We start from the raw sequence: 20914 nt of genomic DNA on the forward strand, positions 1-20914 counted from the left end.
GAAAGGATGTCACTATGGCTATGCACCCTCGTGCTGGACAAAAGGCGCGACAAGAGGATCTCCATAATATCCCTGCGCTAGTTGCAAATTACTACCTACTCCAGCCTGAAGCTGGCAATACGGCGCATAAAGTTGAATTTGGTACATCGGGACACCGAGGTACGGCTGATAAAACCACCTTTAATGAGCATCATATTCTTGCGATTGCGCAAGCGGTAGCGGATGTGCGCCGTGAGCATGGTGTGACTGGCCCAATCTTTATTGGCAAAGATACTCATGCGCTGTCTGAACCGGCATTCAGTAGTGTTCTGGAAGTGTTGATTGCCAATGGCATTGAAGTGATTGTGCAAGAAAATAACGGTTACACACCAACGCCGGGCATTTCACACGCCATTTTAACGTACAACCTGAAGCATGCAGATAAAGCGGACGGCATTGTGATTACCCCTTCGCACAACCCGCCACAAGATGGTGGCATCAAATACAACCCACCACACGGTGGTCCTGCAGAAGGTGAGCTAACCCAAGCGATTGAAGATCGTGCCAATGCTTACATCAGTCAGCAGCTTGCTGGTGTAAAACGCATGCCGATTGCGTTGGCTAAACAATCCGAGTTGCTCAAGCAAGTCGATTTGGTTAAGCCTTACGTTGATGATCTGGTCAATGTGGTTGATATGGCGGCGATCCAAAAGGCCAAGCTCAAAATTGGGGTCGATCCTCTGGGCGGAAGTGGCATTGATTACTGGCGTCAAATTGGCAACGCTTACCAACTCGATTTAACGCTGGTCAGCGAAGCCATTGATCCAAGCTTCCAATTCATGTCATTAGATAAAGATGGCGTGATCCGTATGGATTGCTCTTCCCCATATGCCATGGCGGGTTTGCTGGCCCTGAAAGATGAATACGACTTGGCTTTTGGTAACGATCCTGACTACGACCGTCACGGCATTGTGACCCCTAAAGGCTTGATGAATCCGAATCACTTCCTCGCGGTGTGCATTGATTATCTGTACCGTCATCGTCAAGGTTGGGCGGGCCATGTTGCCGTCGGTAAAACGCTGGTTTCCAGTGCGATGATTGATAAAGTGGTTGCCGATCTTGGCCGCGAACTGTGTGAAGTTCCAGTGGGCTTCAAATGGTTTGTTGATGGACTCTACTCTGGTCGCTTTGGTTTTGGCGGTGAAGAGAGTGCGGGGGCTTCTTTCCTGCGTCAAGACGGCACGCCTTGGTCTACCGACAAAGACGGGATCATTTTGTGCTTACTGGCAGCGGAAATTACCGCTGTGACCGGCAAAAATCCGCAACAGTATTATGATGAATTGGCAGCTAAACACGGTGATTCTTATTACAGCCGTATTCAAGCCGTGGCGAATGGTCCACAGAAGAATGTGCTAAAGAAACTGTCTCCTGAAATGGTATCGGCTCAAACGCTAGCGGGAGATGCAATTACGGCTCGCTTGACTCATGCTCCGGGTAATGGCGCAGCCATTGGCGGCCTCAAAGTGACTACGGATTATGGTTGGTTTGCGGCTCGTCCATCTGGCACAGAAGATATCTATAAGATTTATTGTGAGAGCTTCAAAGGGGCTGAGCACTTAAAACAAATTGAATCTGAAGCGCAGCAGATCGTAAACCAAGTGTTTAAAGACGCGAGTTTATAATGTGATGAAATGAATCAGGGGCGATGAGATCGCCCCTTTTTTATGTCTCTTAACGCTGTGGCCACTGGTTTGGCACAATAAACCAGAATTTCCCAGATTCAGATTGGCAATGCACAAACCCATCTGCGTGTTCTGTATAAGGTTCAGAGTCTGCTTTCCGTCCCGTCAACCAATCTGATTTTTCAAGCTGATATAAAGGTTCATCGATTAAGTGCTGCTCACGCTGGAAACACCAATACCCTTGAATCTGGCTAGTATTGAGCGGGTAGCCAAGGCAATCGGTCGGGATTGGCTCATCAGAAAATGGATTGGTATAAAGACGACCCTGCATTAATAAATGTTGTGATGCACCAGCCCAGAGTGGATGTTGTTCAATAAAAAGCGGATGTTGTGATAGTGGCAGTTGGTGGTTGAGCATATGGTCAAGTTTGATATCCAAACGATCTTCGGCATTGGGGCCGTACCAACATCCTTGGTGGAGCAGATAAAATTTGACTGCCACTTCCCAATGTTCATAGTGTTCAGTTTTACGGTTTTTAGCTAAAAAATCCAATGAACCGACGGTTTTTCCTTCATTAATGAGCTGAATTTCTTCTGAAACCGCATTGTAAAATGGCGTTTCGGTGAATAATTGAGCACAAAGATGTTGATAGAGAAAGCCTAATCGTGGATTGCCCTGATAGTCTGGCCACTGCTCTCGTGTTGTTTTGCTAAATGGCGCTTTGCTGACCAAAGGCGCTTTGGCTTGAAATAGGGCAGGGGTGCGAATCACCCAATCCATTAAGTGTTTTAACTCCATCTGATCACCACCACTTTTTGACATATTTCGACATTCTAGCCTGAAATTGTTATAACCACGCCACCTCTGTTGCTCAATGGATTACAAGATGAACAATTTACAGCTAGAAGCGTTGCTAAATGAGACATTGTCCCCACAGTTAATTAAAGATTATTGTCCTAATGGTTTACAAGTCGAAGGTAAAGTGGAAGTCAAACGAATTGTCACCGGTGTGACCGCTAGCATGGCTTTAATTGAAGCTGCGATTGAGTCGAAAGCTGATGCTCTTCTGGTTCACCACGGCTATTTTTGGAAAAATGAACCCGAGGCCATTCGAGGTATGAAAGGTCGCCGGATACGTACGCTTATCCAAAATGATCTTAATCTGTATGCCTACCATCTGCCTTTGGATATTCATCCACAGTTGGGCAACAATGCTCAGCTTGCGCAGCGACTCGGGATTTGCGTTGATGGTGGGTTGGAAGGGCATCCTCAATCAGTTGCGATGTTTGGGCACTTTTTACAACCGTTAACCGGAGAAGAATTAGCTCTTCGGATTGGGCAAGTCCTGAATCGTACACCTTTGCATATTGCTCCCGATCAAGCCGATAAGTTGATTGAAACTGTCGGTTGGTGTACTGGTGGTGGGCAAGACTATATTGAACTCGCGGCTAGCCGGGGTTTAGATGCCTTTATTTCTGGAGAAATCTCGGAGCGTACAACCTATTCGGCACGTGAACAGTCGATCCATTACTTTTCCGCAGGTCACCATGCTACCGAGCGCTACGGAATTAAAGCACTAGGGGAATGGCTCGCGGAAAATCACGGCTTTGATGTGACCTTCATTGATATTGATAATCCAGTTTAGAACAATAAAAAAGAGCGAGAAAATCTCGCTCTTTTGCTTTTGAATCAATGATTAACTGCGTTCATGCAAGGGTGTGAAATCGCGCAGTTTTTGACCTGTGTACAACTGACGTGGACGACCGATACGGTTGTCCGGATCGCTGTGCATTTCATTCCAGTGAGCAATCCAACCGATAGTACGAGACATCGCAAAGATCACCGTGAACATAGACACAGGAATACCAATGGCTTTCAGAATGATGCCTGAGTAGAAATCGACGTTAGGATAGAGTTTCTTCTCAATAAAGTATTCATCAGACAGCGCAATACGCTCAAGTTCCATCGCGACGTCGAGCAGTGGATCTTGAATGCTTAGCTCTTTCAGCACTTCATGACACGCTTCACGCATTACCGTGGCACGTGGATCGTAGTTTTTGTACACGCGGTGACCAAAGCCCATTAGACGGAATGGATCATCTTTGTCTTTTGCACGTCTTACGTATTCAGGAATCTTATCAACAGAGCCGATCTCTTCAAGCATACGTAGACAAGCTTCGTTTGCGCCACCATGTGCAGGACCCCAAAGAGAAGCGATACCTGCTGCGATACACGCAAATGGGTTAGCACCCGATGAACCTGCCAGACGTACAGTCGATGTCGATGCGTTTTGTTCATGATCCGCATGTAGAGTGAAAATTTTATCCATGGCACGAGCCACGATAGGATTCACTTCATACTCCTCACAAGGTGTGGCAAACATCATGTGCAGGAAGTTTTCTGCATAGCTCAAATCGTTACGTGGGTAGATAAACGGTTGACCAACCGAGTATTTGTAACACATCGCAGCCAAGGTCGGCATTTTGGAAAGCAGACGATAAGCCGCAATTTCTCGGTGGGTGTCGTTATTGATATCGAGTGAATCGTGATAGAAAGCAGCTAACGCACCCACCACACCACACATCACAGCCATCGGGTGAGCATCACGGCGGAAACCGTGGAAAAAGCTCGCGATCTGTTCATGAACCATAGTGTGACGAGTAACGATTTTCTTGAACTCTTCATATTGCTTACGATTAGGGGCTTCACCGTAAAGAAGGATGTAACACACTTCCAAGTAATCAGCGTTATTGGCTAACTGATCGATAGGGTAGCCGCGGTGCAACAAAATGCCCTTAGCGCCATCGATATAAGTAATTTGAGATTCACAGGATGCAGTGGCAAGAAAACCCGGGTCAAAAGTAAAGTAACCGTTTGAGCCTAAAGTACGAACGTCAATCACTTGTGGACCAAGCGATCCATCCATAATTGGCAATTCGATTGGCGCTTTACCTTCGATGTGAAGGGTCGCTTTCTTATCCGCCATAACCATCTCCTTTGTTTATTATTTAATCCGTCCAGGATGTTTTGTGTGTGATTCTTGTACGTCCGATCTTAATCAAAGTCAATTATTCTCCTCTGATGTGTGCACTCACTTTGATTTTTTATACGTATAAAGTTAAAAATCTGTTCTGTGTAGCAAAAATTGTTACAGCAATTGTATTAGAATGTTGCGGTCCGTATAGTGACACAGAAAATTCTGTGAGAGACCTTATAAATTCAAGGCTAGAAAGAAATTTAACTTATAGATTTTAGACTTGGGTGTAACATTTAAACTACAATTAAGTCGCCGATTTGGTGGTTTAAATGTTGAATAAATGTTAAATTATGCGCATTTTCGACCAGAATTCATCCATAACTATAAATGCTCAATGGAGCTGAGTGAGCAAGCCCGTGAAAGAAAGAAAGTCAAGACCTGTTAATTTAGATTTGCAGACCATTCGCTTTCCGATCTCAGCAATCGCATCCATCCTCCACCGTGTGTCGGGGGTGATTACGTTTGTTGCGGTTGGGATTTTGCTTTGGTTGTTATCCCTCTCTCTCTCCTCACCTGTCGGATTTATGGAAGCGAGCAACATTGTTGACAGCTTTTTCGTGAAATTCGTGTTGTGGGGAATTCTAACTGCTCTGGCCTACCACATTGCTGGTGGGATTCGTCATTTATTGATGGATCTTGGTCACTTTGAAGAGCTGGAATCCGGTGCCGCGAGCGCCAAAGTAGCTTTTGCCGCTACGGTTGTATTGTCTCTACTGGCGGGGGTTCTGGTATGGTAAAGCATGTCTCTTCCTTTGGTCGTAATGGTGTTCACGATTACTTATTGATCCGCGCTTCAGCGATCATCTTAGTTTTGTACACTATTTATATCGTGAGTTTTTGCGCGTTCACGGACATCTCTTATGTCGCGTGGACTCAATTCTTTGGTAGCACGTTCACCAAAGTCTTCACAATGTTGGCATTAGTTTCAGTATTGATTCATGGCTGGATTGGCCTATGGCAAGTACTGACGGATTACATTAAGTGCTCCAAATTGCGTGCGGGACTGCAACTTGTGGTCATCGCCGTTCTACTTGGATACTTCTTCTCTGGCCTATTTGTATTGTGGGGTGCCTAAGTGACTATTCCAGTTCGTTCTTTTGACGCCGTAGTAATCGGCGCAGGTGGTGCAGGCATGCGTGCTGCACTACAAATTTCTGAGCAAGGCCTAACTTGCGCACTGCTTTCAAAAGTGTTTCCAACTCGTTCTCATACGGTATCCGCTCAAGGCGGCATTACCGTGGCTTTGGGTAACTCACATAAAGATGATTGGCAGTGGCATATGTATGACACGGTAAAAGGTTCCGACTATATCGGCGACCAAAATGCCATCGAATACATGTGTAAAAACGGTCCGGAATCCGTGATTGAACTTGAGCGCATGGGGTTGCCTTTTTCTCGTTTTGAGAACGGCACGATTTATCAACGTCCTTTTGGCGGTCAGTCAAAAGAGTTCGGTGGTGAACAAGCTGCTCGTACGGCAGCAGCAGCAGACCGTACTGGTCATGCTCTACTACACACGCTTTACCAACAAAACGTTAAACATAAAACCACCATTTTCTCGGAATGGTATGCGCTGGATCTGGTGAAAAACCAAGATGGTGCTGTGCTCGGTTGTACTGCAATCTGTATGGAAACAGGCGAAATTTGCTACTTCAAAGCCAAAGCAACAGTGCTTGCGACAGGCGGTGCAGGTCGTATTTACGCTTCAACCACCAATGCACACATTAACACGGGCGATGGTGTCGGTATGGCTTTGCGTGCTGGCGTACCAATGCAAGATATGGAAATGTGGCAATTCCACCCAACGGGTATCGCTGGTGCTGGCGTTCTGGTTACAGAAGGCTGTCGTGGCGAAGGCGGCTATCTGCTGAATAAAGATGGTGAGCGTTTCATGGAACGTTATGCACCTAACGCTAAAGATCTAGCAGGTCGTGACGTGGTTGCACGTTCAATGATGATCGAAATCCGTGAAGGTCGTGGTTGTGATGGTCCTTGGGGTCCACACATCAAACTGAAACTGGATCACTTAGGTCGTGATGTATTGGAATCTCGCCTACCGGGTATCTGTGAACTATCACGTACCTTTGCTCACGTGGACCCAGTGAAAGAACCTATTCCTGTTATCCCAACCTGTCACTACATGATGGGTGGTGTACCAACGCAAGTGTCTGGTCAAGCGATCAAACAAGACAGCCATGGTAAAGATGTCGAAGTCCAAGGCTTGTTTGCTTGTGGTGAAATCGCTTCTGTATCGGTACATGGTGCCAACCGTTTAGGCGGCAACTCACTGCTTGATCTGGTGGTATTTGGCCGCGCAACGGGTCTACATCTTGGTGAAACTCTGCGTGCTCAAGCTGAGGCTCGCCCTGCGACTGCATCGGATATCGAAGCTTCTCTGGCTCGTACTATGCGCTGGGAAAACAGCAAAGGTGGCGAAGACCCAGTTGTTATCCGTAAAGATCTGCAGCGCTGCATGCAAAACAACTTCTCGGTATTCCGTGAAGGTAAGGCGATGGCTGAGGGGCTGGAAGAGCTCAAAGTCATTCGCGAACGTTTGAAAAATGCTCATCTGGCGGACAAATCAACCGAATTTAACACTCAACGTATTGAGTGTTTAGAGTTGGACAACCTGATGGAAACAGCATTTTCGACCGCAGTAGCGGCAAACTACCGTACTGAAAGCCGTGGTGCACATGCGCGTTTTGACTATCCAGAGCGTGATGATGAGAACTGGTTGTGCCACTCAATCTACAATCCGGAAACGGAACAGATGAGTAAGCGTGAGGTCAATATGACTCCGGTTTACCGTGACCCGTTCCCGCCTAAAGTGCGTACATATTAAGGGAGGTACTCAATATGAAACTCAACTTCTCTTTATATCGCTATAATCCGGATGTCGATAACAAACCCTACATGAAAGACTATATTCTTGAGGTAGAGGAAGGGTCTGACATGATGGTGTTGGATGCTTTGATTCTGCTTAAAGAGCAAGATCCAAGTATTGCTTTCCGCCGCTCATGCCGTGAAGGGGTTTGTGGCTCGGACGGTCTGAATATGAATGGTAAGAATGGCTTAGCATGTATCACACCTTTGTCTGCGTTAAAAGGTGACAAAATTGTGATTCGTCCACTGCCAGGATTACCTGTGGTTCGTGACTTGATTGTCGACATGACTCAGTTTTACGATAACTATGCGAAAGTTAAGCCTTTCTTGATTGCAGATGATGCATTACCCCCTTCAAGAGAGAACTTGCAATCCCCAGAAGAACGGGCGCATTTGGATGGTCTGTACGAGTGTATTATGTGCGCTTGCTGTACCACTTCCTGTCCTTCATTCTGGTGGAATCCGGATAAATTTATCGGACCTGCAGGTTTGTTGGCTGCTTATCGTTGGTTGATTGATAGCCGTGATACCGCGACAGATGAACGCTTATCGAATCTTGATGATGCGTTTAGCGTTTTTCGTTGCCACGGCATCATGAACTGTGTCAGTGTTTGTCCGAAAGGATTAAACCCAACGAAAGCCATTGGACATATTAAGTCCATGTTGATCAATCGTTCAGTTTAAATTGAAAATTGCAGGCCTTCGGGCCTGCCTTTTATAGCTCGGCGATAAGACCGCAGCAAACGTGAAAACTACTGGTTAAGGGAAAAAAATGCACAACGGCGTGATGAAGGCATGGCTCGAGTCTTCACACTTGGCTGGCGCCAATGCAACTTACGTAGAAGATCTCTACGAACTGTATCTAAGTGATCCCGATCTGGTAAGTGAGGAGTGGAAACGTGTTTTTGATGGGTTGCCTGCGCACCCAACGAATGTGGTTGAACAACCGCACTCACGCGTCCGTGACTACTTCCGACGACTCGCTCAAGAGACTAAGCATTACAATGTCCAAGTTAGTGATCCTGAAGTCGATGCAAAACAAGTAAAAGTACTGCAGCTAATTAACGCATACCGTTTCCGCGGTCATGAAGCTGCCAAGCTTGACCCTCTCGGTTTATGGAACCGCCCTGAAGTGGCGGAGCTGAATCCCTCATTCCATAATTTGACCCAAGAAGATATGGAAGAGACCTTCAACGTGGGCTCCTTTGCGATTGGCAAAGACACGATGAAGCTGAAAGATATCTATCAATCCCTACAAAAAATCTACTGTGGCTCTGTCGGTGCAGAATACATGCACATCACCGACACTGAGCAGAAGCGTTGGATTCAACAGCGCCTCGAACCAGTTGTGGGTACCCCTGTATTCAGTAAAGAAGAAAAGCGTACTTTCCTTGAAGAGCTGACTGCCGCTGAAGGTTTAGAGCGCTATCTTGGTGCGAAATTCCCTGGTGCTAAACGTTTCTCTCTCGAAGGGGGGGATGCCTTAGTTCCGATGACCAAAGAGATGATCCGTCACGCGGGTGCCAGTGGCATGCGTGAAGTGGTGATTGGGATGGCGCACCGCGGTCGCTTGAACATGCTGGTCAACGTTCTGGGTAAAAAACCGCAAGATCTGTTTGATGAGTTTGCCGGTAAACATGGCGAAGGCTGGGGCACAGGTGATGTGAAATATCACCAAGGTTTCTCCGCTGACTTTGCGACACCGGGCGGTGATGTTCACTTAGCACTGGCTTTCAACCCATCGCATCTTGAGATTGTGAACCCTGTTGTGATGGGTTCAGTTCGCGCGCGTCAAGACCGCCTAGGTGATGAAGATGGCAGTAAAGTGCTACCTATCACTATCCATGGTGACTCTGCGATTGCCGGACAAGGTGTGGTGGCTGAAACCTTCAACATGTCTCAAGCGCGTGGTTTCTGCGTCGGTGGTACAGTACGTATCGTGGTCAATAACCAAGTGGGCTTCACGACATCAAACCCACGCGATACTCGCTCAACCATGTACTGTACCGATATTGCCAAGATGGTACAGGCACCGATTTTCCACGTGAATTCAGACGATCCTGAAGCTGTAGCCTTTGTTACTCGTCTAGCGCTTGATTACCGTAATGAATTCAAACGCGATGTGGTGATTGATCTGGTGTGTTATCGCCGTCATGGTCATAACGAAGCGGATGAGCCAAACGCAACTCAGCCGTTGATGTACCAAAAAATCAAGAAGCATCCAACACCTCGCAAGCTGTATGCAGATGTGTTAACTGAGCGTGGTGAGTGCGATCTCGAAACCGCGACACAACTGGTGAATGAATATCGCGATGCCCTAGATCACGGTGAAGTGGTGGTCAAAGAGTGGCGTCCAATGGCGATGCACTCTGTGGACTGGTCACCTTATTTAGGTCACGACTGGCATATTCCTTGGAATAGCGAATATGCGATGGAGCGATTGCAAGATCTTGGTCGTCGTGTTTGCCAATATCCGGAAAGCCATGTTCTGCATAGCCGTGTAGAAAAAATCTACCAAGATCGTCTCTCTATGATCTCTGGCGAGAAGATGCTGGATTGGGGTATGGCTGAAACGCTCGCGTATGCCACATTGCTTGATGACGGTAAGCGCATCCGTATCTCAGGTCAGGACTCTGGTCGTGGAACCTTCTTCCACCGTCACGCCGTTCTGCATAACCAAAACGATGCGAGTACTTATATTCCACTCTCACAGATCCATGCTGGCCAAGGTCCGTTTGAAGTCTTTGACTCAGTATTGTCAGAAGAGGCGGTATTGGCATTCGAATACGGCTATGCGACAGCGGAGCCTAGCGGTTTGACGTTGTGGGAAGCACAGTTTGGTGATTTTGCTAACGGTGCGCAGGTGGTTATTGACCAGTTTATCTCCTCTGGTGAACAGAAGTGGGGGCGTCTATGTGGCCTGACTATGCTGCTGCCACACGGTTATGAAGGCCAAGGTCCTGAGCACTCCTCTGCACGTTTAGAGCGTTACTTGCAGCTGTGTGCTGAGCAAAACATGCAGGTGGTTGTTCCGTCTACCCCTGCTCAGGTTTACCACATGATTCGTCGTCAAGTGGTTCGCCCAATGCGCCGCCCTCTGGTGGTGATGTCTCCTAAATCGCTGCTGCGTCATCCACTGTGTGTCTCCAGTATGGAAGATCTTGCCTACGGTACTTTCCAGCCGGCGATTGGTGAAATTGATGCGCTGAATCCGTCGCAAGTAAAACGCGTTGTGTTCTGTTCTGGTAAGGTTTATTACGATCTCCTTGAACAGCGCCGAGCCAATGAACAGCAAGACGTGGCGATTGTTCGTATCGAACAGTTGTACCCATTCCCTCTGGAAGAAGTACAAGCGGCCATTGCAAATTACACCAATGTGGTGGATTACGTCTGGTGTCAGGAAGAACCGCAAAACCAAGGTGCTTGGTACAGTAGCCAACATAACTTCCGCGCTGCGATTCCAGCGGGTGCTGATCTGAAATACGCAGGTCGTCCCGCTTCGGCATCTCCTGCGGTCGGCTATATGTCGGTGCACATGAAACAACAAAAAGCGTTGATTGAAGACGCTCTGACCCTAGCGTAAGAACGAGAAGTATAAGGAAGATACCATTATGACCATTGAAATTCTGGTTCCAGATTTGCCTGAATCAGTTGCGGATGCCACGGTTGCGACGTGGCATAAAAAGCCGGGTGACATGGTTGCTCGCGATGAAGTGATCGTTGAAATTGAAACTGACAAAGTGGTGCTGGAAGTTCCAGCACCCGATGCAGGTGTTCTGGAAGCTATTTTGGAACAAGAAGGTGCGACAGTGCTTTCTAAACAACTGCTGGCACGTTTGAAGCCAGGCGCTGTAGCGGGTGAACCAACCCAAGACACTCCAGATGCTACTGAGCCATCACCAGATAAACGCCATAAAGCATCACTAACTGAAGAAAGCAATGATGCGCTAAGCCCTGCGGTTCGTCGTCTGCTGGCGGAACACAACTTGGAAGCAAGCCAAGTTAAAGGTTCTGGTGTGGGTGGTCGTATTACCCGCGAAGACATCGAAGCTCACTTAGCCGCGAACAAAGCCAAACCAGCTGCGAAAGCTGAAGCCCCTGTCGCAGCGCTGGCTCCTGTCGTCGGTCGCAGTGAAAAACGCGTGCCAATGACACGTCTGCGTAAGCGTATCGCTGAGCGTCTGTTGGAAGCGAAAAATAACACGGCTATGCTGACGACGTTTAATGAAGTGAACATGAAACCTATCATGGACATGCGTAAGCAATACCAAGATGTGTTCGAAAAACGTCATGGTATCCGTCTGGGCTTTATGTCGTTCTACGTGAAAGCCGTCACTGAAGCGCTGAAGCGTTACCCAGAAGTGAACGCGTCTATCGATGGTGATGATCTGGTTTACCACAACTACTTTGATGTGAGCATTGCCGTATCAACCCCACGTGGTCTGGTTACTCCAGTACTGAAAAACTGCGATACCTTGAGTTTGGCGCAAATTGAAAAAGGCATTAAAGAGCTAGCAGAAAAAGGTCGTGACGGTAAATTGACCGTAGACGAACTGACTGGCGGTAACTTTACCATTACCAACGGTGGTGTGTTTGGTTCACTGATGTCAACGCCTATCATTAACCCGCCACAAGCGGCGATTCTGGGTATGCATAAGATCCAAGACCGCGCCATGGTGGTGGATGGCAAGATTGAAATCCTGCCAATGATGTATCTAGCGCTGTCTTATGACCACCGTTCAATCGATGGTCGTGAGTCGGTTGGTTTCCTTGTGACCGTTAAAGAGTTGCTAGAAGATCCAGCCCGTCTGCTGCTCGATGTTTAAACTGTCTATTGCTCAGATTTCTGAGTAATGGAGAAAAGGGTCGGACATGCTCAACGTCCGACCTGGCTTTGGCCAAAGATTGGCTACTCGCTCAAGAGTGACCCTACAAACGTAAAGTTCAGCTCAATGGACTCTATGGAAGAACAATAAACAAATGGAACAACACAATGAATTTGCATGAATATCAAGCTAAACAGCTGTTTGCAGAATTCGGTTTGCCTGTACCGGAAGGTTATGCTTGTGATACGCCACAAGAAGCGTTTGAAGCTGCAGGACGCATCAGCACAGCCAAGAAAGTCGTAAAATGCCAAGTTCACGCAGGTGGACGTGGTAAAGCAGGTGGCGTTGAACTGCATGACACTAAAGAAGGTGTAAAAGCGTTTGCACAAAAATGGCTAGGTAAAAACCTAGTGACTTATCAAACGGATGCAAATGGCCAACCGGTTTCAAAAATTTTGGTTGAAGAAGCATCAAATATCGCCAATGAGCTTTATCTTGGTGCGGTAGTTGACCGTTCTACACGTCGTATCGTTTTCATGGCATCGACTGAAGGTGGCGTGGAAATTGAGAAAGTGGCAGAAGAAACTCCAGAACTGATCCACAAAGCGGCAATTGATCCACTGGTTGGCCCACAAGCCTACCAAGGTCGTGAGTTGGCATTCAAACTAGGCTTGCAAGGTGATCAAATCAAACAGTTCGTGAAAATCTTCATGGGCCTGGGTGAAATGTTTGCTCAATATGATCTCGCACTGCTGGAAATCAACCCGCTGGTGATTACTGCAGAAGGTAACTTGCTGTGCCTTGATGGCAAAATCAATATCGACTCCAATGCTATGTACCGTCAACCCAAACTGCGTCAAATGCACGATGCTTCTCAAGAAGATGCGCGCGAAGCACACGCAGCAAAATGGGAGCTTAACTACGTTGCGCTGGATGGCAATGTGGGTTGTATGGTTAACGGTGCCGGCCTTGCGATGGGTACGATGGACATTGTTAACTTGCACGGCGGAAAACCAGCAAACTTCCTTGACGTAGGTGGTGGCGCGACCAAAGAGCGTGTTGCAGAAGCCTTCAAAATCATCTTGTCTGATACCAATGTAAAAGCCGTACTGGTGAACATCTTTGGTGGCATTGTGCGCTGCGACATGATTGCAGAAGGCATTATCGGTGCGGTTAAGGAAGTTGGTGTAAGTGTTCCAGTGGTTGTGCGTCTTGAAGGTACAAACGCAGAACTTGGACGCAAAGTGCTGGCAGAATCAGGTCTAGATATTATTGCAGCTGTATCTTTGACAGACGCAGCTCAAAAAGTAGTTGCCGCCGCGGAGGGCAAATAATGTCGATTCTTATCAATAAAGACACTAAAGTCATTTGTCAGGGTTTCACCGGTGGTCAAGGTACTTTCCACTCAGAACAGGCGATTGCTTATGGCACACAAATGGTTGGTGGTGTATCGCCAGGTAAAGGCGGTACAACTCATCTAGGTTTGCCTGTATTTAATACGGTTCGTGAAGCGGTTGAAGTGACTGGCGCAACCGCAACCGTTATCTACGTACCTGCACCATTTTGTAAAGATGCGATTCTGGAAGCGATCGATGCTGGCATCAAGCTTATTGTGACCATCACTGAAGGCATTCCTACCACTGACATGATTGATGTCAAAGTGAAACTGGAACAGACTGGCGTTCGTATGATTGGCCCTAACTGCCCAGGTGTGATTACACCGGATGAGTGTAAGATTGGCATCATGCCAGGACACATTCATAAGAAAGGTAAAGTGGGTATCGTTTCTCGCTCTGGTACTTTGACTTATGAAGCGGTTAAACAAACCACAGACGAAGGTTTCGGCCAGTCTACCTGTGTGGGCATCGGTGGCGACCCAATTCCGGGTTCAAACTTCATCGATATCCTGAAGATGTTCCAAGAAGATCCAGCGACTGAAGCGATTGTGATGATCGGTGAAATTGGTGGTACCGCGGAAGAAGAAGCGGCTGCTTTCATCAAAGCTAACGTCACAAAACCTGTCGTTTCTTATATCGCAGGTGTAACGGCTCCTCCGGGCAAACGCATGGGTCATGCTGGTGCAATCATCTCTGGTGGTAAAGGTACCGCGGAAGAGAAATTTGCAGCACTTGAGTCTGCGGGCGTGAAGACAGTAAAAAGTCTTGCCGATATTGGCAAAGCGCTGCGTGAAGTGACTGGCTGGTAATCTACCGCGATTACTTATTCAGATAATAAGAAACCCCGAACACAGCTTCGGGGTTTCTTTTTACTAAATGCCATTTCTTTTTACTAAAAGCTAATGTGATACAGCGTTAAGCGACCCGTTTAAACTGGGTGAGTACAAACAATACCGCAGCAGAAACCACCACCGACGGACCTGCAGGTGTGTCAAAGTGCCAAGATAGCGCCAACCCACCGATCACACTTAATACACCCAGTCCAATAGCCCAAAACGCCATGGCTTCTGGGGTGCGTGAAAGACGGCGAGCAGTAGCCGCGGGGATGATTAACAGCGAGCCCATAATCAAAGCCCCGACAAATTTCATCCCGACGGCAATCACCAAACCGATAAGTAGCATCAAGATTAAACGCATCAGGTCAGTGTTGGTTCCTTCAACAAAGGCCAACTCTTCATTCACGCTAGTCGAGAGAAGGGGTTGCCAGAGGAGATAGACAATCAAACTGACAGTGACGACACCGAACCAGATAAAGGTAAGATCGGATGGGCTAATCGCGAGCAAATCACCAAACAGATAGCTCATCAAATCGATGCGGACATTATCAAGAAAGCTCACCGCAATCATACCGAGCGATAGCGCACTGTGCGCCATAATCCCAAGTAGGGTATCGGTCGCGATGAGTTTTTGCTTTTGCATCGCCACTAAAATGGCCGCCATCCCCAAACAGCAGACCAATAGTGCCAGATACAGATTGATGTCGAGTAAAAAACCGAGCGCCAGACCCAGTAGTGAGGCGTGAGCAAGGGTATCACCAAAATAAGCCATTCTGCGCCAAACCACGAAAGATCCGAGAGGGCCAGCAATAATGGCAATTCCGAGACCAGCAAGAAGAGAAGGTAGAAGAAGTTCAATCATGTTTGTGGTGACCATGTGAATGATGTGAGCAAACACTCGCTTTCCCTTTGACCGGTAAGCCAGATAAATCGTGGTGGTGGTGCTCGTGGTGGTGTTGATAAAAAGCCAGCGTGTCTCGGCTTCGATGGCCAAACATCGCTAAATAACTCGGGTGTTTGGCGATGCTCTCCGGCGAGCCAGAGCAACAAACATGGTGTTGTAAGCAGATCACTTCGTCGGTTTTGGCCATCACCAAATGTAAATCGTGAGAAACTATCAACACAGCGCAGCCAAAGCGGTTACGCAAGGTGTGGATCAGGTCGTATAAGTCAATTTGTCCTTGTACATCAACCCCTTGAGCAGGCTCGTCGAGCACAAGCAAGTCGGGCCTTTGTAATAAAGCTCTGGCGAGCAATACACGCTGTGTTTCACCGCCGGAGAGTTTATGCATATCACTACTTTGAAGATGCTCACCTCCCACTAGGCGTAAGGCTTCCGATAGCTCTTGAGTACTAAAACGGCCAGCCAGTTTTAAAAAGCGGTTCACCGTCAGCGGTAATGTGTCATTGAGTTTGAGTTTTTGCGGAACATAGCCGATACGAATTCCCGATTGGCGAATGATTTTTCCTGAACTCAATGATTGTAATCCTAAAATGACTTTCACTAAGGTTGATTTTCCTGCACCGTTGGGGCCGATAAGCGTTGTAATATTGCCTTTGGTGAGAGTTAACCGGATATTGTCAAGCACACGTCTTTGTTCAAAGTCGACGCATATGTCTTGCAATTCAATCAGAATAGCCATGGAATAGAACTCATTTGCAAAATGGTTATGTTATAAAGTAACATTCATGCCCAATAAAAGCCACTAACTGGAGTTTGGCGATCATGTTATCGAGATATTTTTTACTTACTGTCGCAGCACTGTTTGCTCAATCAGCCAGCGCAATCGAAGTTCTGACCAGCATCAAGCCGATACAGATGATCACTTACGAGTTGATGCTGGGGACGGGGACTCCCGATGTACTTTTACCTTCTGGAGCATCGCCGCACGATTATGCGCTACGCCCTTCAGATGTAAAGCGGATTCAACAAGCAGATTTGGTTATTTGGTTTGGTCAGGATCTTGAACCCTTCATGAGTAAACTGCTGGAAGGCCGTACGTCAGCACTAACATTAAGCCAAGTTCCTAATTTAGCACTGCGAGAATATGGCGAGGAGGAGCAGCATGAGCATGATGGGCATCATCACGGGCATTATGATCCTCATTTCTGGTTAGGGATTGGGCCTGTAGGACAAGTTGCAAGTGCAATTACGGCAAAACTGATTGAGCTCGATGCGGATCAGCAGCAGCAGTATCAAGATAATCTTGTTCGCTTTTTAGCGAACCTTGCCGAGCAAGACAACACGATAGGTGAAAAGCTCAAACCTGTCACGACCGTACCTTATTACGTTTTTCATGATGCTTATGGTTATTTCGAACAGCACTTTGCATTAAATAATCTAGGCCACTTCACGGTGAGTCCTGAGCGAAAGCCGGGAGCCAAGACGCTGATCGCAATTAAAAAGACGCTGAATGATCAACTCGCCAAGTGTGTATTTTCAGAACCGCAATTTGAGCCAGCGATTATCGAAACCGTTGTTAGAGGCACGTCGGCGAAAATTGGTGTGCTCGATCCACTCGGCAGCTCTATTGAACTCCAAGCGGGTAGCTATTTCGCCTTCCTAAATAGTTTGGCGGAGAGTTACTACGCGTGTTTGTCCCAATCTTAAGTCGACCAACTTCTCTAACATTGTTCTAAATGCGGCTTAAGCCGCATTTTTTTGTATCCAAAACCTAAAAAAGTGGTCTTTCTAAACCTTTCAAACTGCATACCCGCTAGGGATTCGTTAGAATGCATGAGAATTTGTGCTCCTCTAGAATACCGAAACCAATAAAGCACGAATTCTTGAATTGTCGCTGACAGGGGAACTCGTGTTTCGCACATTGTTGTATGGCTGCTTGCTCAATATCCTGATCCCATCCTTGGTATTGGCATTAGATAAATCTATGTCTATTTTCTATCCTTTGCCCATTCAAGAGCAGGGGAAAGTTATTGTTGCGCAAAATCTCTACCTCGGTAGTGATGGGGGGATTTGGGTACATGATGTTCATGGCAAAGTGATGTACTTTGATGGACAAAACGTCTTGCCTCGTCGTGGTTCTGTTCTGCCGCAGTTGTCCAGTCATATTGTTTATGCGAACAGTGCATTTTGGGCTTTTGAGCAACACGAGTTGTTCAGAACCTATCCCGGGGGAGAAAGAGAGCTGATGTTGAGCTTAACTCCGGGAACGCAGATTATTCAGATGGGTGCCTCAAATGGCATGATCTGGATGGTCGATGGGGAAAACTTCTATAGTTATGAGATCCGAAGTGGCCGCGTCGAATCCCTCTCGTTACATGAACTTTATCAGCTCAATAGTGCCAGCAAGGTCGTGATTAACGATGCGCAGTTTTTAGTCTCGAAATGGGCTTTAGCGACTAATGTTGGGGTGTATTTATCTGATGAACAAGGTTTTGCCCATGTAAAAAATTCTGGCAAGCACTTTATCCAAAAGCTCTATTTTTCCCATAAGCGGCGAGAGCTGTTAGTTGGGTCTAAACGTGGCGCGTTAGTCATTGATATTGAAAATAAACGTCCACCACTGGATAGAATTGGTTCCTCCCATGTCCTCTCTATTGCGGAAACCGAGAAAGAGTACTGGATCGGTACAGAAGATGGGCTCTTTGTTTACTCTTTTATCACCGGGAAAATCGTGCAACTTGAGAGTAACAACCAAGATGGCTATGCCTTACTGGGCAAGAAAATCTACGCCATGGTGAATGACTTTCAAGGTGGAATGTGGATAGGAACTGACAAGGGGATTTTTTATTACTCCCTATTTGGTCAGCAGTTTACTCGGTATCCGGCACAAGCGTTATCTAACGACGGAAGTAAAACACCGATCGGTAAAATAGCCGCTCTTAACTCGGATGGAGACTATCTGGCGATAACCGCACAGGGCCTGTATAACTTTAATTTTTCAGATGAGCTACGTAAGCATCTTATCTATCCAGGTAAAGTAAATGATTTTGTGATTGCCCAAGAGCATCTCTGGATCGCGACAGAGAAAGGTCTGGTTCGTTACAATCTCAGTCGTCGTAGTATTGATACGCCCAATTTACCGCTCCCTTTGCTACAAACGGCTATTCAGCATCTGAGCTTAGATAGTGACGGTAACTTATGGGGGACAAGTGATTACCAAATATGGTCATACTCACTCTCTGAAAAAAATTATCGAGATTACGGTTCTGAATGGATGGTGAAGGCTTTTTCTCCATCACGGATCACTCTGCTTGCCGCAGTAAAAGACGGCATAGTGATTGGGACAGAACATGGCGCTTATTCCCTGCTTGAAAAACAGATCCGCTTTGATTTTTCGAGTCATCGCTATGGTGAGATTTTACAAGTTGCTGAAGATTCTTCAGGCCACATTTGGCTTGTTGGCTCTTATGGGGTTTTTCAGTGGCGTAAAGATCAGCCCGAAGCTGTCACTGTCGAGTTAATTGAAGAGAATATACAGCCTTTGTGTATTGCTGAGTCTAAGCAGGGGATGTGGCTTATCTCCACCAAAGGGATCAGTTATTACCGTAATCAAGAGCTCACTAAGCATTTTGGGGCTCCTTATGGACTGATCAGTAATGAGTTCTTGTCTGCATCGTGTGCGGTGGGTGAGGAGCAAGATACCTCATCGTTGATCATAGGCTCGCATTTTGGTGTAGTGAAAACCAATACAGAAGAATTAGCGGTGTCTAATTTGCCCAATATTCAGGTGACGTTTAGCCAAGTCAGCGTAAATCATACGACCAAGCTTTTGGGGTATCGTATGTCCGAGCCACTGAAAATTGCTTATGGTGATTCGATCAGCTTTCAGTTTGGCGCTTTACCCTCTTCACGCAGCCAATCTTTAGAATACAAACTCAACGATGAACAGCAGTGGCAGCGCTTTGATTGGGCGCTGCTCAATTTTGATCAACTTTTACCTGGTAAGTATCGTTTGAAAGTCCGTAGCGCCAATCCGACACAGCGATACCGAACTGAGGCCCTGTTTGATTTTGAAGTCTTACAGCCTTGGTATATGACCTCCATCGCGCTTGTCGGATATGTGCTGAGCGTGTTGGGGCTATTAGCACTCGCTTTATGGTGGCGAACAAGAATGATATTGGCAGCTAACCGCAAACTCAAAGCGCAAGTGGAGCTCAAAACCAGTCAGTTACGTCATCAAAGTAAAATTGTACTGAGCAACAACCACCAACTTCGAAAGCAACTGCAGCTCCACCATACAATTCTTGGTAACGTGTTAGACAATATTGATGCTTCATTGCGGCACTTATCTTCCTACGCCAAAGTACGAGCATGGAGTGAATTTGAAGCACCGTTCAACAAGGTGAAGCAAGAGTTGGCTCAACTGCATTTTATGCATCGCGGCGATGAGGATGAAAGCAAATATCATGATTTGCATCTTTTGATTGAGTCTGCATTGAAGAGTTGGCAGGAAGAGTACAGTAAAGCCTTGATTAAGCTAACTTACAGCGGTGAGCCTCGCTTTGTGGAAGTCCGACAATTCAACCTTGATGTGTTATTTAATGCTGTATTAACGGATGCGATCAAACGTTTGTATAAGCATCAAGAATTAACCATACAACTTGAAGTGAGAAATGCGCAGGCGGTTATCGTGTTTTCTGATTTTGGTGCCCCAATCCAAAACATAGACAAAACCATAGTGACGTTATCTGGTAGTAGTTATCCGCTTGAAGAGTTAGTCACTCGTAGTGGTGGTGTATTGCATGTGCTCGCATTGAAAGAGCGTAATGTGATTGAGTTAGCTTGGCCATTGGCAACCTTACCCGAGTTAGAAACCATTCATAAACCAGAAGAAGGGGAACAGGCGGCTAAGGTTGGGATCGATGAGGTGGAGAAAGAGTGGCTAAGCAAAGTCGAGAAACTGATTGAGCTGCATTATAGCGACCCCAATTTCACCACATCCACTGCAGCACAGGCGCTTTATGTCTCTGAACGCAGTTTACAGCGTCGCTTTAAGGCCGCGACAGGAAAAACCTTCAAAGAGTCGTTAAATGAGGTTCGCTTAGAAAAAGCGTGTCAAAGCTTATTGAGTGGGGCGAAAATCGCACAAGTTGCCTTTGATTGCGGATTTAATGATCCCTCTTATTTCAGTCAGCGTTTCAAACATCATTTTGGATTATCACCAAGCCAATTCATCGAAGATCAAGAAAACTAATAGAGTCCATCTCTATTTCATCTTGTTGTTCTCAAATCGCTTAGTATTGCAGTAAGCCAGCAACGGTATTGATCAAAGTGAGCATAGGCGGATTTGTGTGATTAGAAAATGAACC

General features: G+C 46.7%; 16 protein-coding genes. 12 read left to right on the forward strand and 4 right to left on the reverse strand.

Annotated features, from left to right (window positions below; translation table 11 throughout):
- The first annotated feature begins 14 nt into the window (after nt 1–14).
- Complete coding sequence (pgm, locus tag GOU96_RS03355; protein ID WP_033932803.1) at nt 15–1661, forward strand: phosphoglucomutase (alpha-D-glucose-1,6-bisphosphate-dependent); 1647 nt, start codon at nt 15–17, stop codon at nt 1659–1661.
- A 49-nt stretch (nt 1662–1710) separates the two neighbouring features.
- On the opposite strand, the gene GOU96_RS03360 is transcribed toward pgm, so the two are convergent.
- On the reverse strand, nt 1711–2484 hold the full coding sequence (locus GOU96_RS03360) for a DUF1853 family protein (protein ID WP_000045419.1): 774 nt from the start codon (nt 2482–2484) through the stop codon (nt 1711–1713).
- A gap of 64 nt (nt 2485–2548) precedes the next feature.
- Between GOU96_RS03360 and GOU96_RS03365 the strand changes: the two genes are divergently transcribed.
- On the forward strand, nt 2549–3307 hold the full coding sequence (locus tag GOU96_RS03365) for a Nif3-like dinuclear metal center hexameric protein (RefSeq protein WP_174499649.1): 759 nt from the start codon (nt 2549–2551) through the stop codon (nt 3305–3307).
- A 51-nt stretch (nt 3308–3358) separates the two neighbouring features.
- Here the strand turns inward: GOU96_RS03365 and GOU96_RS03370 are convergent, their stop codons facing one another.
- A complete protein-coding gene (locus GOU96_RS03370) occupies nt 3359–4648 on the reverse strand; it encodes a citrate synthase (protein ID WP_000763930.1) in 1290 nt (429 codons plus the stop codon).
- Between the two features lie 395 nt (nt 4649–5043).
- On the opposite strand from GOU96_RS03370, the gene sdhC reads away from it, so the two are divergent.
- The 8 genes from sdhC to sucD all read left to right on the forward strand — a co-directional run bounded on the left by sdhC (nt 5044) and on the right by sucD (nt 14614).
- Nucleotides 5044–5436 (forward strand): succinate dehydrogenase cytochrome b556 subunit, encoded by a 393-nt coding sequence (gene sdhC / locus GOU96_RS03375; RefSeq protein ID WP_000043019.1) that lies wholly within the window; start codon nt 5044–5046, stop codon nt 5434–5436.
- A complete protein-coding gene (gene sdhD, locus GOU96_RS03380) occupies nt 5430–5774 on the forward strand; it encodes a succinate dehydrogenase, hydrophobic membrane anchor protein (protein WP_000238620.1) in 345 nt (114 codons plus the stop codon). The genes sdhC and sdhD overlap by 7 nt, the downstream gene beginning before the upstream one ends.
- Nucleotides 5775–7541: a succinate dehydrogenase flavoprotein subunit gene (sdhA, locus tag GOU96_RS03385; RefSeq protein ID WP_000155078.1), complete on the forward strand. Its 1767-nt coding sequence runs from the start codon at nt 5775–5777 to the stop codon at nt 7539–7541.
- Between the two features lie 14 nt (nt 7542–7555).
- Complete coding sequence (locus tag GOU96_RS03390) at nt 7556–8266, forward strand: succinate dehydrogenase iron-sulfur subunit (protein WP_000772966.1); 711 nt, start codon at nt 7556–7558, stop codon at nt 8264–8266.
- Nucleotides 8267–8354: 88 nt separating this feature from the next.
- Complete coding sequence (sucA, locus tag GOU96_RS03395; RefSeq protein WP_069216802.1) at nt 8355–11165, forward strand: 2-oxoglutarate dehydrogenase E1 component; 2811 nt, start codon at nt 8355–8357, stop codon at nt 11163–11165.
- Between the two features lie 28 nt (nt 11166–11193).
- On the forward strand, nt 11194–12408 hold the full coding sequence (odhB, locus tag GOU96_RS03400; protein WP_000151227.1) for a 2-oxoglutarate dehydrogenase complex dihydrolipoyllysine-residue succinyltransferase: 1215 nt from the start codon (nt 11194–11196) through the stop codon (nt 12406–12408).
- A 167-nt stretch (nt 12409–12575) separates the two neighbouring features.
- Entirely contained in the window at nt 12576–13742 is a 1167-nt protein-coding gene (sucC, locus tag GOU96_RS03405) for an ADP-forming succinate--CoA ligase subunit beta (RefSeq protein WP_001048578.1), read from the forward strand.
- Nucleotides 13742–14614 carry a succinate--CoA ligase subunit alpha gene (gene sucD / locus GOU96_RS03410; RefSeq protein ID WP_000025475.1) on the forward strand — a complete coding sequence of 291 codons (873 nt, stop codon included), beginning with the start codon at nt 13742–13744 and terminating at the stop codon, nt 14612–14614. Before sucC ends, sucD begins: the two co-directional genes overlap by 1 nt.
- 106 nt (nt 14615–14720) lie before the next feature.
- On the opposite strand, the gene znuB is transcribed toward sucD, so the two are convergent.
- Together znuB and znuC are read right to left on the reverse strand one after the other, a co-directional pair.
- Nucleotides 14721–15503: a zinc ABC transporter permease subunit ZnuB gene (gene znuB / locus GOU96_RS03415; RefSeq protein ID WP_000571528.1), complete on the reverse strand. Its 783-nt coding sequence runs from the start codon at nt 15501–15503 to the stop codon at nt 14721–14723.
- Nucleotides 15496–16284 carry a zinc ABC transporter ATP-binding protein ZnuC gene (gene znuC, locus GOU96_RS03420; protein ID WP_267781099.1) on the reverse strand — a complete coding sequence of 263 codons (789 nt, stop codon included), beginning with the start codon at nt 16282–16284 and terminating at the stop codon, nt 15496–15498. The genes znuB and znuC overlap by 8 nt, the downstream gene beginning before the upstream one ends.
- An 83-nt stretch (nt 16285–16367) precedes the next feature.
- Between znuC and znuA the strand changes: the two genes are divergently transcribed.
- Together znuA and GOU96_RS03430 are read left to right on the forward strand one after the other, a co-directional pair.
- Nucleotides 16368–17252: a zinc ABC transporter substrate-binding protein ZnuA gene (gene znuA / locus GOU96_RS03425; protein WP_000952850.1), complete on the forward strand. Its 885-nt coding sequence runs from the start codon at nt 16368–16370 to the stop codon at nt 17250–17252.
- A gap of 202 nt (nt 17253–17454) precedes the next feature.
- Nucleotides 17455–20799: an AraC family transcriptional regulator gene (locus tag GOU96_RS03430; protein ID WP_267781101.1), complete on the forward strand. Its 3345-nt coding sequence runs from the start codon at nt 17455–17457 to the stop codon at nt 20797–20799.
- The last annotated feature ends 115 nt before the right edge of the window (nt 20800–20914 follow it).

The organism is Vibrio sp. R-1 (genome assembly GCF_035615595.1).
Classification (GTDB): Bacteria; Pseudomonadota; Gammaproteobacteria; order Enterobacterales; family Vibrionaceae; genus Vibrio; species Vibrio cholerae.

What these genes read in the sequence shown, in the direction of transcription:
- pgm (WP_033932803.1), top strand. Translation starts at nt 15, where the DNA reads ATGGCTATGCACCCTCGTGCTGGACAAAAGGCGCGACAAGAGGATCTC.
- GOU96_RS03360 (WP_000045419.1), bottom strand. Translation starts at nt 2,484, where the DNA reads ATGTCAAAAAGTGGTGGTGATCAGATGGAGTTAAAACACTTAATGGAT.
- GOU96_RS03365 (WP_174499649.1), top strand. Translation starts at nt 2,549, where the DNA reads ATGAACAATTTACAGCTAGAAGCGTTGCTAAATGAGACATTGTCCCCA.
- GOU96_RS03370 (WP_000763930.1), bottom strand. Translation starts at nt 4,648, where the DNA reads ATGGCGGATAAGAAAGCGACCCTTCACATCGAAGGTAAAGCGCCAATC.
- sdhD (WP_000238620.1), top strand. Translation starts at nt 5,430, where the DNA reads ATGGTAAAGCATGTCTCTTCCTTTGGTCGTAATGGTGTTCACGATTAC.
- GOU96_RS03390 (WP_000772966.1), top strand. Translation starts at nt 7,556, where the DNA reads ATGAAACTCAACTTCTCTTTATATCGCTATAATCCGGATGTCGATAAC.
- sucA (WP_069216802.1), top strand. Translation starts at nt 8,355, where the DNA reads ATGCACAACGGCGTGATGAAGGCATGGCTCGAGTCTTCACACTTGGCT.
- odhB (WP_000151227.1), top strand. Translation starts at nt 11,194, where the DNA reads ATGACCATTGAAATTCTGGTTCCAGATTTGCCTGAATCAGTTGCGGAT.
- sucC (WP_001048578.1), top strand. Translation starts at nt 12,576, where the DNA reads ATGAATTTGCATGAATATCAAGCTAAACAGCTGTTTGCAGAATTCGGT.
- sucD (WP_000025475.1), top strand. Translation starts at nt 13,742, where the DNA reads ATGTCGATTCTTATCAATAAAGACACTAAAGTCATTTGTCAGGGTTTC.
- znuB (WP_000571528.1), bottom strand. Translation starts at nt 15,503, where the DNA reads ATGATTGAACTTCTTCTACCTTCTCTTCTTGCTGGTCTCGGAATTGCC.
- znuC (WP_267781099.1), bottom strand. Translation starts at nt 16,284, where the DNA reads ATGGCTATTCTGATTGAATTGCAAGACATATGCGTCGACTTTGAACAA.
- znuA (WP_000952850.1), top strand. Translation starts at nt 16,368, where the DNA reads ATGTTATCGAGATATTTTTTACTTACTGTCGCAGCACTGTTTGCTCAA.